At 47.3% G+C, this 13,064-nt stretch carries 10 protein-coding genes; all 10 read right to left on the bottom strand.

What is annotated here, in order from left to right; translation table 11 throughout:
• Positions 1-50: 50 nt before the first annotated feature.
• The 10 genes from nirD to R7P74_RS03995 all read right to left on the bottom strand — a co-directional run bounded on the left by nirD (position 51) and on the right by R7P74_RS03995 (position 12,774).
• Positions 51-386 (bottom strand): nitrite reductase small subunit NirD, encoded by a 336-nt coding sequence (nirD, locus tag R7P74_RS03950; RefSeq protein ID WP_047009252.1) that lies wholly within the window; start codon positions 384-386, stop codon positions 51-53.
• Complete coding sequence (gene nirB, locus R7P74_RS03955; RefSeq protein WP_318122691.1) at positions 387-2,906, bottom strand: nitrite reductase large subunit NirB; 2,520 nt, start codon at positions 2,904-2,906, stop codon at positions 387-389.
• Between the two features lie 10 nt (positions 2,907-2,916).
• Positions 2,917-3,753, bottom strand: a complete 837-nt coding sequence (locus R7P74_RS03960) for an ABC transporter ATP-binding protein (RefSeq protein WP_005450080.1) — start codon at positions 3,751-3,753, stop codon at positions 2,917-2,919.
• An 11-nt stretch (positions 3,754-3,764) separates the two neighbouring features.
• Positions 3,765-4,730 carry an ABC transporter permease gene (locus R7P74_RS03965; protein ID WP_053302884.1) on the bottom strand — a complete coding sequence of 322 codons (966 nt, stop codon included), beginning with the start codon at positions 4,728-4,730 and terminating at the stop codon, positions 3,765-3,767.
• Between the two features lie 72 nt (positions 4,731-4,802).
• Complete coding sequence (locus R7P74_RS03970) at positions 4,803-6,167, bottom strand: CmpA/NrtA family ABC transporter substrate-binding protein (RefSeq protein WP_318122692.1); 1,365 nt, start codon at positions 6,165-6,167, stop codon at positions 4,803-4,805.
• A gap of 265 nt (positions 6,168-6,432) precedes the next feature.
• Positions 6,433-7,014 carry an ANTAR domain-containing response regulator gene (locus tag R7P74_RS03975; RefSeq protein ID WP_009703132.1) on the bottom strand — a complete coding sequence of 194 codons (582 nt, stop codon included), beginning with the start codon at positions 7,012-7,014 and terminating at the stop codon, positions 6,433-6,435.
• Positions 7,015-7,087: 73 nt separating this feature from the next.
• Complete coding sequence (locus R7P74_RS03980; protein WP_318122693.1) at positions 7,088-8,005, bottom strand: dienelactone hydrolase family protein; 918 nt, start codon at positions 8,003-8,005, stop codon at positions 7,088-7,090.
• A gap of 229 nt (positions 8,006-8,234) precedes the next feature.
• On the bottom strand, positions 8,235-9,188 hold the full coding sequence (locus tag R7P74_RS03985) for a glycosyl transferase family protein (RefSeq protein ID WP_262634112.1): 954 nt from the start codon (positions 9,186-9,188) through the stop codon (positions 8,235-8,237).
• Positions 9,185-10,090 carry a uroporphyrinogen-III C-methyltransferase gene (cobA, locus tag R7P74_RS03990; RefSeq protein ID WP_262634113.1) on the bottom strand — a complete coding sequence of 302 codons (906 nt, stop codon included), beginning with the start codon at positions 10,088-10,090 and terminating at the stop codon, positions 9,185-9,187. The genes R7P74_RS03985 and cobA overlap by 4 nt, the downstream gene beginning before the upstream one ends.
• Before the next feature lie 20 nt (positions 10,091-10,110).
• On the bottom strand, positions 10,111-12,774 hold the full coding sequence (locus tag R7P74_RS03995) for a nitrate reductase (RefSeq protein WP_262634114.1): 2,664 nt from the start codon (positions 12,772-12,774) through the stop codon (positions 10,111-10,113).
• Between the last annotated feature and the right edge of the window lie 290 nt (positions 12,775-13,064).

Raw genomic sequence — 13,064 nt, forward strand, 5'->3', positions numbered from 1 at the left:
TGTCTCTTACGCTAAGCATTTACTCATATCGAGCAAGCTAATTTCGAGGATCATTCTTCGGCTAAATAACAAACCTGATTATCGTCGATCGTTACTTGCCACGTTTTTAGGCAGTGCGCATCGTCTTCCAAACATTGCCCACTCTTTAAACTGAAGTGCTGTTTATACAGTGGTGATGCGACACACATCTCACCATCAATATCACCGACAATCCCTCGACTCATCACATAAGCCTTACCAATTGGGTCCCAATCTTGAACGGCGTAAACACCGCTATCTGGAATGTAGAATAACGCGACATGCTCGCCTTCAATCAACACCGTGGCACCGATGAACGGCATTAGGTCATCAAGCTGACACAATTTCACTTTGGTTAAAGCTGCCATTTACACCTCCTGTTTCACGGGAATACGCTGACCGCGCACACGCTGGTACGGCAAGACTTTGCTGCCCGACGTGCTGTTCAAGAAAGGACGAAAGCGTTGCAATTTTTGAGGATTATCCAGCGTACTCTTCCACTCACATTGATAGGTATCTATGACTCGCGCCATTTGCTCATCCAATGAGTCACATAGGTTGAGAGAGTCATCCAAAATCACTTGTTTAAGGTAATCTAGGCCCCCTTCCATGTTCTCCATCCACACAGACGTGCGCTGCAAGCGATCTGCGGTGCTGACGTAGAACATCAATACTCGGTCGATCATGGTGATCAACTCTGATTTGGATAAGTCGGATGCAAACAAATCTGCGTGCCTTGGTCTCATGCCGCCATTCCCGCAAACGTATAGATTCCAGCCGTTTTCAGTGGCGATCACCCCAATGTCTTTACTTTGCGCTTCTGCACACTCGCGAGTACAGCCCGATACGGCAAACTTAAGCTTATGGGGCGCTCGCAATCCTTTGTAGCGGTTCTCTAGCTCAATGGCTAATCCGACCGAGTCATCAACACCATAACGACACCAAGTAGAACCCACACAAGATTTCACGGTGCGGACCGACTTGCCGTAGGCGTGCCCTGTTTCAAAACCGGCATCAATTAAGGTTTGCCAGATTTCAGGAAGCTGTTCTAACTGCGCACCAAATAAATCCACGCGCTGACCGCCAGTGATTTTGGTGTACAGATCGTATTGCTGAGCAACTTCGCCTAGCACGATGAGTTTGTCTGGTGTAATTTCGCCGCCCGGAACACGAGGTACAATTGAGTAAGAGCCATCTTTTTGCAGGTTTGCCATAAAGGCATCGTTAGAATCTTGCAGAGATTGATGTTGAGGCTCCATGATGTGTTCATTCCACAAAGAAGCAAACACAGATGCTGCTGTCGGCTTACAGATATCACACCCATGCCCTTTGCCATGCAGTGCAATTAAGGTGTCGAAGTCTTTAATCTGTTCCACTTGGCAAATATGGAACATCTCTTGGCGACTGAGCTCAAAGTGCTCACAAAGGTGGTTGTTAACCTCTACCCCCATGGCTGCTAATTGAGTATCCAATACCGACTTGACCATATTGCTACAGCCACCACAGCCAGTACCGGCTTTGGTGTTGGCTTTAAGGTCCGTCAGGTTGGTAGTGCCAGCTTGTATCTCGGCAACTAAGTCGCCTTTTGTGACGTTGTGACAAGAACAAATGATAGCGCTGTCTGGCATCTCTCCATCCAGCATTCCGGTATCAAACAGCAGGTTCGCCGCGTGGTCTGGCAGGACTGTTTTGTTCAAATAACACTGTAAGAGCGCATCGTAGTCGCTGTTGTCACCAACAAGAATTGCACCAAGCAATTGGGTACCACTCGCATCAACCACCAGCTTTTTGTAGATGCCTGCAACCGCATCTTGCAATACCATTTCTTGTGCGCCTTCGGTTTGCATTTGTGCATCGCCGATAGACGCCACATCCACCCCTAGTAGCTTGAGCTTGGTGCTCATGTCTGCACCTTTAAAACCTTCGCTTGGCATTCCAGTCAAAACATCGGCAGTGGTTCTCGCCATGGTGTAACCGGGTGCGACTAAACCAAAGATCTTCTGATCCCAAAGGGCACATTCGCCAATCGCGTATATGTTTTCATCGCTGGTTTGGCATTGGTTATTGATCACAATACCGCCTCGCTCGCCTACTTCCAGCTCAGCCATTTTTGCCAGCTCATCTTGAGGGCGAATACCTGCGGAAAAGACAATCACATCCACTTCGAGAGGATCTTTGTCTTTAAACACCATACGATGCTTAGCCGTTTCACCATCGCAAATTCGCTCCGTACCCGTCGAGGTATGAACGGTTAGCCCTAGCGCTTCAATCTTCTCTTTTAGCACCAAGCCAGCACCATCATCTAACTGCACGGGCATCAGGCGAGGAGCAAATTCAATAACGTGAGTTTCTAACCCCAATAGTTTGAGTGCGTTTGCCGCTTCTAAACCCAACAAGCCACCGCCAATCACTGCGCCTGTTCTTGCGCCTTCACATGCCTTTTTGATTTGTGAAAGGTCATCAAGCGTGCGGTAGACAAACACGTTGTCTCGGTCTTTACCTTCAATTGGAGGCACAAACGGGTAAGAACCGGTCGCGAGCACGAGTTGGTCGTAACCCAGCACATCTTCACCATCAAGCAGAATGCGCTTTTGCTCTCTGTCGATGCCTGTTACTTGGCTGCCAAGTACGAGTTGGATGCCATGCATGTCGTACCATTCTTGGTTACTCAGCATTAAATCATCATGAGACTTACCCGCAAACAAAGAGGACAACTGTACACGGTCATACGCGATAAAGCGCTCTGCACCAATCACGGTAATTCGGTGCTCCAAATGCGCGTTTTTCTGTACCAATTGCTCGACAAGGTGTTGCCCGACCATACCATTACCTACCACAACGATGTGGCTCAATGCGTTCTTTACTGGGATCGTTAAAGGACTGTTCATTGCTGCCTCCTTATGCCGTTTGCGCTGCGGTTTTGGGTTTGTCTTCTTTCGAAGCAGGAATCTCGACTTTGGATTGCTTCTCGTAAAGGAACTTCAGCACTGCTTGTCGACACTTCTGATACTGCGCATCATCTGCCAGTGCTACACGCTCACGAGGGCGAGGTAAATTCACTTCTAACACTTCACCAATGGTTGCCGCCGGTCCGTTAGTCATCATCACGATTTTGTCGGATAGCAGCACCGCTTCATCCACGTCGTGGGTAATCATGATGACAGTGTTGTTTAGCTCGGCTTGGATCTTCATCAGTGCATCCTGTAGGTGTGCACGTGTCAACGCATCCAACGCGCCAAATGGTTCATCCATCAGCAAAACCTTTGGTTGAAGTGCCAGTGCTCTCGCGATGCCGACTCGCTGCTTCATACCGCCCGAGATTTCATCCGGCTTTTTGTGCGCAGCATGCTGCATTTGAATCAACTCTAAATAGTGGTTCACTTGTTCCTGAATCCACGCTTTGCCCTTTTTGCCGGCAATTTGTTTTACTGCAAGCTCAACGTTTTGATACACGGTTAACCAAGGCAATAATGAATGGTTTTGGAACACCACTGCGCGGTCGGGTCCCGGCCCTGCCACCTCTCGTCCATCGACTATTACGCCGCCGTCTGTTGGCATGTGTAGCCCTGCGACTAAGTTTAATACCGTTGATTTACCGCAGCCAGAGTGACCAATTAGGGATACAAACTCACCTTTATTGATTTGTAAATCGACGTTCTTAAGCGCGATGAACTCGCCATCTGGCGTTGGGAATCGCATCCCTAAACGCGTTAGATCTAATAATGCTTTTTCCATGATCGTTTCCCTTATCTCAACGCTTGTTGTTTATTCCAAGACAGCCACTTTTGAAGTTGCAGCATGCCTCTATCGAGCATCAAACCGATAAAGCCGATGGTGATGACAGCCACCATAATACGACCCAATGATGCCGAGCTGCCGTTTTGGAATTCATCCCAAACGAACTTGCCTAACCCTGGGTTCTGAGCGAGCATTTCTGCCGCAATCAACACCATCCAGGCGATACCTAAAGAGAGGCGTAAACCTGTGAAGATCATTGGAATGGCAGAAGGTAAAACGATAGTGCGGATGTGCTGCCACCACGAAAGTTGAAGCACTTTACTCACGTTGATTAAGTCTTTATCAACGCTCGTTACACCCACAGCGGTATTAATCAGCGTCGGCCATAAGCTACACAGCGCCACGGTGATCAGTGAGTTGATGAACGACTTAGCAAACATCGGGTCATCACTCACATAGGTGGCACTCACGACCATAGTGACGATAGGCAGCCAAGCCAAAGGTGATACAGGCTTGAGCAGTTGAATGATTGGGTTGAACGCTTGATACAGCCCTTGATTAAGACCAAGCACGATGCCAAGCGGAATCGCGATAACCGTCGCTAGCAAAAAGCCCGCGGTTACAGTCACTAAGCTTGTTATGATTTGGTCGAAGAACGTCGGTTTACCTGTGTAAGGACGAATCTTCACTTCCGCATCTGGATTCTTAGCTAACTTCACAGCATTACGTTTTTCCTGACGCTCGATAAACGCTTGTTCCTTTTCTCGCTCTTGCCAATGGTCATCGACAAGGTTGCTGAACTGCTGAAAAGTTTGCACAGGCCCCGGTAGCGTACCTAATGAGGTTTGCACTTCTCTCGCTGCTAAGTGCCACATTGCCAAAAAGATCAGCAAACCAATGACGGGCAAAAGTACCAACCGACTTCGGTTCACTACCTGCTTAGCAGGAAAAAGGGAAATGACATTACTAGACATACTCACTCCTAAGAAATTTACATCCTTGTTGCCACAAGCGAATCCCCTCGCCTGTGGCGTTTATCGTTATGGTTAAACCTTGTCTTTTCCTTTAAGCCCGATAGAGAACTTCTCTAGATATTTATTTGGCTCGCGACCGTCATAAACGATGTTGTCAATAAAGTGTGTTTGTGGCGCACGGAAACCATCTTCAGCACTAAAATCTGGGAAGTCTTTTTTGCTCAACACACCATCTTCAACCAGTGCTTGAGCCGCTTGTTGGTAAATGTCCGGTCGGTAAACCTCTTTTGCGACATCCATGTACCAATCATCGGATTTCTCGCTTGAGATCTGTCCCCAGCGACGCATTTGGGTCAGGTACCAAATCGCATCGCTGTAATACGGATAAGTGGCGTTATGACGGAAGAACACGTTGAAGTCTGGCACGTCTCGTTTGTCGCCTTTCTCGTATTCAAATGTGCCCGTCATCGAGTTAGCAATAACTTCGGCATCGGCTCCAACGTATTCGCTTTTTGATAGCATCTTCACTGCTTCTTGGCGGTTGGCATTGTCGTTTTCATCCAACCAATGTGCCGCTCGAATCAAGGCTTTCACTACGCGAATGTGCGTGTTTGGATACTTCTCAGCCCAAGCTTTGGAAACACCAAACACTTTCTCTGGGTTGTTCTTCCAGATCTCGTAATCGGTCACGACTGGCGTACCAATACCTTTGAATACGGCTTGTTGGTTCCATGGTTCGCCTACGCTGTACCCTTTGATCGTGCCCGCTTCCATTGTTGCTGGCATTTGTGGTGGCGGTGTAACACTCAAAAGAACGTCAGCATCCAACTGGCCACTGTTATCGCCTGAGTCTGGTGCGTAAAAACCTGGATGAATCCCACCTGCCGCTAACCAGTATCGCAACTCATAGTTGTGCGTCGATACAGGGAACACCATCCCCATGTTGAACGGTTTGCCTTTATCCAGATAGCTGTCGACCACAGGCTTCAGTGCATCCGCTTTGATTGGGTGAACTGGCTTGCCATCTGGTTGCTTTGGAATGTATTGCTTCATCTGCTCCCAAGTATCATTGGAAACCGTGATTGCGTTGCCGTTCAAATCCATACTGAACGCAGTAATCACTTCTGCTTTTGTGCCAACACCAATCGTTGCGCCCAATGGCTGACCAGCAAGCATGTGCGCGCCAGCAAGCTCACCATCGATGACTCGGTCTAATAGCACCTTCCAGTTTGCTTGTGCTTCTAAAGTGACGTACAAGCCTTCGTCTTCAAAAAAGCCTTTCTCATAAGCAACCGCCAGCGGTGCCATATCGGTTAACTTAATAAAACCAAACTTCAGATCTTCAATTTCTGGCTCACCCAACTCTGCCTTTACACTGACCGTGGTGAATACCGATAACGAAATTGCTGACACTTTCAGCATCGAACTCCATTTCATTGGTTTGCTCCCATAAAAAAAGCGCCACTACTCCGAAGAGCAGTAGCGCCGTTGCTAAGTCTACAATTACCGCCGTTGATAATTGAGATAAGCGATTCAACAATAAACCCAATTCTACTAATCCAATTACTGTGCCAACTTATTTTTTACAGTAAATACAATAAATTAGTATATTCTACCGTTTATTTTTCCCTGTTATTGCTTGCTGATAGTGCAACACGCACCACGTTAGAAAATGCACCCCAACCCCAAAGTGGTAGAAAAACTAATCAAGTACTTCCAAAGTAGTTATCAAATTCTTGGCAACTTGTGCGAGCGTTTGGCTCGATTGCATAGCGGATTTTCTAAGCGCTTTATAAGCCTGTTCTTCATCAACGCTGTGCATCTTCATCAGCAGACCTTTGGCTTTTTCCACCAGCTTGCGCTCTTCAATCTTGTGGGTCAGCGATTCAATTTCCGATTGCATACTTTCGAATTTCGCTCTCACTAATGTCGCATGTTCAATCCAAGGCTGAAGTGCAAATTCACTATCGTGCGGCATGAGTACATAGTCCATTTTTTCTGATAACCGATTGATATCATTGGATGATAATTGCTTTAAGACGATAAGAAGTGGTGCCGATTTTCTGCGGCAGAAATCGACGATCAAACGCAGTTCCGCGGTTGGTTGCTGCCATCCAACCACAACGCTTGCTGACGGTTCTCGTTGCATTAACGTTTCTAGTTGTGCCAATTGGCAACCCATGATGTTGTCGTAATCTTTGCTCAATAAGCCGGACAATCGAGCCTGCTCTTGGAGGCTGTCACAGCATACTATGATAGGTGTTTTTGACGTTGATTGAGTCATGCACATTCCTTGTTTATATCTCACTCACTAAGAGAGACATAACAAGGAATGTGCCAACTAAGGTTGAAGCGTTTTAACTAGAGGCGAGATGTTCTTTAAAGAAGCCGAGTGTACGTTCCCAAGCGAGCGCTGCTTCTTCCGGTGCGTAGCGTGCCGTTGAGTCGTTATGGAAACCGTGGTTGACGTTTTCATACATTAACGCTTGATACTGTGCGTCGGTCGTGATCAATTGCTGCTCATAATCAGGCCATGTGTCGTTAACACGCTTATCGAGCCCTGCAAAGTGAATCATCAGTGGCCCTTTGACTTGCTTTTGGATCTCTTGCGCCGCTGGTGTTCCATAGAAAGGCACACCTGCATCGAGCTCTTCTGGTATTACCGCGGCAAGCATGTTGACAATGTATCCACCGAAGCAGAATCCAACCGCGCCCAATTTACCGTTTCCACCCTCGTATTGTTTGAGGAAGTTCGCGGCTGCAATAAAGTCTTGTTCGATCTTGGCTCTGTCCATTTCTTTCTGCATGGCGCGCCCCTCATCGTCGTTCCCCGGATAGCCGCCGAGTGGATAAAGCGCGTCTGGAGCGAAAGCAATAAAGCCGTCCTTTGCAAGTCGTCTTGCGACATCTTTGATATAAGGGTTCAGACCTCTGTTTTCATGGATCACCAACACAGTCGGCGATTTTAAGGTCTTCTTCTGTGGCATCACCAAATAACCACGCCCCTCTCCATGCCCATTTGGAGATGGGAAGGTTTCGTAAGTTGCTTTGATGTCAGGATCGTTAAATGAAACTTGTTCTGCGAGTGCGTAATTCGGGGTTAACGCATCGACCAGTGCTGTCATGCTAAAGCCGAGCACAGCAAGGCCACCCAGCCTATTAAGAAACTCACGGCGCGTGATTTTTCCGTGGGCGTATTCGTCGTACCAATCGAAGGCTTCTTGCGGGATCGGATGAGAAGCCTTTTCACTAGGAGTGGTATGCTTTAGAACCATTATCCATGTCCTCTGTGTCTTACCATATGGGATTTTCTCATTCTCAAACGCGAAGCTAAAAACGAACGCGATTGAGGCTAAAACTGCGGTTTCACCACTCTGATACGGAGCAAGGTGGTGAAACACATCATTGGCGAGCTAGGATCTTTTACCTTCTTCAAACAATAGATAACGGATTCAGATTCAACAACTTTGCGTCGTTGGTTTTACATTAATTGACAATAGTGCGTTATTGTTGGCCACAATAGACTTGCCAGTAAGAGAAGGCACGTTCGAATGCTTTTTCTCTGTCGTGAATTTGTGCAAATAGCACCACTGTCATGGTGGCAAGAACCGTATTCGCCATTTGATTCATGTCGTCTTCTGACGTCCCAAATGGGCAATTCGCAGGCATTCGCACCTCAGACAGCATTTGCTCCGTCCAGTAGTGCGATGTCACGCCGCTTGTTTGGCTTAACCATACCGTTTGGCTTACTTTCGGGTTGTATTCTGACTCACCCGATTGTCCTTTGAATGACACAACGGCGTGAGCGGTTTGACCAATCTCGAATTCAACTTCAGCATGAAGTTGTTGGAATCCAGGATGGAAGCTACCACGAATACCAACCGTCGCCTGCCCCGGATTCAATGCACGAACCACGGTATTAATCGGCGTTCTAAGCCCATAGCGATTCTTCCAACCGATCATGCTTTCGGCTTGGGGTGCAAACGAACTTAGCGGTAGATACACAATGTTTTGTGTTTCTAATACACGCTTTGCGTCTTCTGCTGATTCCGCTTTCGTAATAGCAAATTTGTCGAGGTAGTCTTCAGCGTGTAAACGTCCAGATTGACGGTCGTGATAGCCGTGCATCAGCACTTTGTGGCCATTATCGGCAAGGATTTTCGCTGCCAACAGATGCCAAGGCTGACCTGCCGCTTCACGTTTGCCCGCATAGCATGGCCAATCAATATCTGCACCAATAGCTGGCATGCGGGATTGGAATGCTTTCACAAAGCCAGCGATTTCTTGTTGAGTCTCGTTCTGTACGCGGATCAGCATCAATAACATTGCCATCTGATCGTCGTCGCACTCACCGTTTAGGTATTCATCCATAACTCGAAACGCTTGGTCAAAATTCAGTGGTTTTCTACCACGTTCGCCACGACCGACTGTTCTAATACATTCCAAAATGCTGCTCATATTCCCTCGTATTCCGTCACTGATTGTACGGTTTCTATTAGTTGTTCGCGCAGTTTGACAACTTCTCCCATCACAATCAATGCTGGGCTCACGCCTTTAAGTGTAATCGATAAATCATTGAGCTGATTGAGTTGTGTAACGTGCACTTGTTGTTGAGGGCTGCACCCATGAGTGATGATCGCGACAGGGAAATCTGCTCTCAAACCAGAGCTTATTAAACCCGTTTGTATTTGCGATGACTTTTCTAACCCCATATAGAAGACTAACGTTTGTCCGCTTTGCATCAGTTGACTCCACGCTTCAAATGCGCCTGTTACCACTTGCCCTGTCACAAAGGTAACGCTGCGAGCAACGCCACGATGAGTCAGCGGAATCAAGCTGTTTGCTGAACATCCAATCGCAGCGGTAATGCCGGGGATGACTTCGTAAGCGATTGAGTGTTTGACGAGTGCTAACGCCTCTTCACCTCCACGGCCAAATACGAAAGGATCTCCCCCTTTTAAGCGTACAACTCGCTTTCCTTGCTGAGCGAGCGATACCATCAAGTCACAAATTTCTTCCTGACCAATACTGGGTTGTCCGCATCTTTTGCCCACGTAAATCCAATCGGCTTGTGGCGAAGCCAACTCCAAAATATCTTTGTTAACCAAACGGTCGTACAACAGAACCTCTGCCGACATAATCGCTTTTACAGCCTTTACCGTTAACAAGTCAGGATCGTGCGGCCCTGCTCCGACTATCGACACAAAACCTTTGTGGTTCGCGTCGAGGTCTAGTGAATGGTCTTCTAAGAGTTGGTTCAGTTTGCTTGCTTGGTCATGCTTAGAAAAGCGAGACGAGCGTTCTTGATTCTGACTCGCTTGTCCTTTCTTAAACCAAGACTTTTGATAAGGCGCTTCCATGTGCTTATCCTCTTTATGACTTACTTTATTTGAATCGCCAGACTTTGCTGGTTCGCTTGCTGTTTGCCCTTTTGATGCTGATGGCTGTCGACCATTTGTTTGATTTGAGAAACGCACGAGCCACAGTTAGTGCCGCATTTGAGTTTGTTTTGAAGTTGAGTCAGTGACGTGCAGTCTTGTTTCTCCATCGCGTCATGTATTTGTTTATCAGTGACACGGAAACAACTACAAACCAGTTTGGCACTGCTTTGCGATTGAGTGATGGTAAGCAGTTGCGATAGCTCCATCGGTTTGCCAATCAAGCCGGTAAAGTTGGTGTAGTCGGTTTGAATCGGTTCATTAGACACCACTAAAACAGAGCGAATGATACGAACGTCTCCAACAAGGTCGTAATCCACCGCGAGCCAACCTTGGGCAATATCTATCGTAATCCTGCGGCTCTTTTCCGTTCGACAAAAACTCTGCTTCTTTGGTCGTTTGTCGTGTGCAAAGCGCCAGATGCCTAAATTACTTTCTGCTTGAAATGCGCTGTAGAGAAACTTGCCGGAATCAAACTGTGTACCAATGAACATACCGTAAGTTTTTACCGCCGCCTCTTGCACTTCAACATAAGATGACTTAAACGCAGGCTGCCCAGAAATAGGGTCTTTTGCGCTGTTTACTATCGCATTAACACTGCTTTCACCGCCATATCGACCCGCCCAGTGCATTGACATAAACAGCTCCTGAAAACCCAAACCTTCATCAATGGCAACTTTGGCATAAATACCGGTGTTTGAAGCAGGCTGAAACAGCTTGGTGAGTTGTCCTGCTTTTAAGCGATTTTGAGTGGCAGAGAGTGTGTTCATGTACACGGTTGGTTCTAACTCTGAGGCGGCAAGGTGGGCGATATGCCCTGTGCGCGTCATGGTATGCCATTGGTCACGTTGCCTGCCCGTATTGAGCCACCAGCCTTTTGTTCTTTCTAAGCGCGTTGGAGATTCACTGGTCACGACAAAACGCGCTTTTCCATCTGGGTGTGAATAGACGCCATCAGCAAAAGGGCGCTCTCCTCCCCATTGTGTCGGCACCCACTCTTCGTATTCTTGCTCGGTTAAGTTGGCGTATTGAGAAAGATCTAGCTTCAATGGCGAATCTGCATTCATGCCTGTCATCGCGGCATATTCCCTGAATACCGCCCGCTCAGAAGTAAACGCAAAGCCATTTTGTGTCTTTTCCAATGCACACAGAGCTTGCCCAACTTGGCTTATCGCCCACCAATCTGATTTTGCTTCACCGGGAGGCGTTTGAAACTGGCGCTGCCTTGAAAGTCGACGCTCAGAGTTGGTCACCATGCCTTGCTTCTCACCCCAACCAGCGGCGGGCAGCAACAGATCCGCGTAATGCGCCACATCCGAATCCGCTGTGATATCGGAAACAATCACAAACGGACAAATCTTTAGTGCTCGTTTTACCAATTGGTTATCTGGCAAAGAGACAACAGGATTAGTTGCCATGATCCACAGAACTTTAATCTCACCACGTTCTACCGCCTCAAACAATTCAACGGCTTTTAAACCGGGCTGAGTGGCAATTTCTGGTGAATCCCAGAACGCTTGCACTTGCTCGATAGACTCTGCGTCAAAAGCACGATGAACCGCTAATTGATTTGCCAGTCCACCGACTTCTCGCCCACCCATTGCATTCGGTTGACCTGTAATAGAAAACGGCCCGCAACCTGACTTGGCAATTTTACCTGTCGCCAAATGTGCATTAATAATGGCATTGCCTTTATCGACACCATTTTCGGCTTGGTTAACCCCTTGGCAAAACAATGTGATTGCGGTTGGGCTTTGCGCAAACCATTGGAAGAATGTCGTGAGTTTTTCTTCTGAAATGCCAATGGAAGACGTCAAATTAGTGACATCGTAACGCAAATCAGAAACTTCTTCTCTAAGTGCATTAAATCCGTCGGTATAAGAATTTATGTATTCAGAATCAATCAATTGTTGTTCAATAAGAAACTTGAGCAGCCCATTGAAGAGTGACACATCACCATCGTTTTTAATCGGTAGATGCAAATCCGCTTGCTGTGCGGTGACCGTTTCACGCGGGTCAATGACCACCAGCTTGAGGTTAGGATTGTTTTCTCTCGCTTGTTGAATACGTCGGAATAAAACAGGGTGCGTCCAAGCGGTATTAGCACCGCAAATGATCAATAGCTCAGTCTTATCAATATCGTCGTAATTGACGGGAACGACATCTTCACCAAATGCTCGTACATGAGCCGCAACCGCCGAAGACATACACAAACGCGAGTTCGTATCGATGTTTGCGCTGCCAACATAGCCTTTCATGAGTTTGTTGGCGACGTAATAGTCTTCCGTTAACAACTGCCCTGACACGTACATCGCGATGGAATCCGGTCCAAACTCCGCTTTCGCTTGATGAATCTTTTCAGCAATCAGATCCGTGGCTTGTTTCCATTGCACCTCTTGCCCTTGAGGTCGTTGCTTGGTGACAAGCTTTGGATACAACAAGCGCGAAGGCATATTCAAGCTCTCTGCCAGCGCGACACCCTTCACGCACAGTGATCCCGCATTTGCAGGATGACACGCATCCCCAACGATTCCTTTCGCATTGACCTCGACACCACATCCAACACCACAATAGGGACAAGTGGTTTTTTTGCATCCTTGCGACATAACACCTCCAGTGCGATTCAGCCCAACTTACTAGCAAAAAAAAAAGCCTCTCCCGAATCGAGAGAGGCAGCAATGCCTTTAACGCTGTTAGTACATTTTCAAAAAGTAATACCCTATACCGCTCTCGCCTGCTATTAAGAGCGGCGCATCGAGTTATCGATGAACGTTTATGTAAAGCAAGTGAGGTGCCAAGATAAAAAACCCTTACTATACAAAGGGTTAGCTTAAAACCAATTATAGCAACGTAATGCTACGCACTGATTGTGTGCAAATTTCGGTCATTATCGTGC

It is taken from the genome of Vibrio sp. 2033 (assembly GCF_033339735.1).